Raw genomic sequence first — 301 nt, 5'->3', positions numbered from 1 at the left:
TCGCAAGTGGCGGATTTGGGTTTGAATTATGCTGGCCTATTTGTGTTAATTGCTAAGCAACTTGCTGCTCCTGGCAAGGTAAAAGGAGTCAACATCGGACCAGCATCCATTGCCAAACGTGAACAGGAACGAATTGTAGAAAATCGGGTGGCGGATCGAGCTGAAATTGTTGATGGTGACCTGATTAATCTACCATTAGCCAGTCGTTCATTTGACTATGTTTTATCGAGCTTTGCCTTTCATGGGGTGAAGCCAGCCATCAATCGTGGTCGAGCTATCCAAGAGGCCGCACGGATCTTAA

1 protein-coding gene is annotated in these 301 nt (G+C 46.5%); it reads left to right on the top strand.

The annotated features are described in order from the left end of the window. Window positions 1-6: 6 nt before the first annotated feature. Window positions 7-301: methyltransferase domain-containing protein (locus ACFIK0_RS09700; RefSeq protein ID WP_375663961.1), on the top strand; the 295-nt coding region annotated here is incomplete at its 3' end.

Origin of the sequence: Bartonella sp. CL63NXGY (assembly GCF_042194905.1) — a bacterium.
GTDB lineage: Bacteria > Pseudomonadota > Alphaproteobacteria > Rhizobiales > Rhizobiaceae > Bartonella.
Note: the sequence above shows the minus strand (reverse complement) of the source record. Positions and strands in the feature narration are given on the sequence as shown.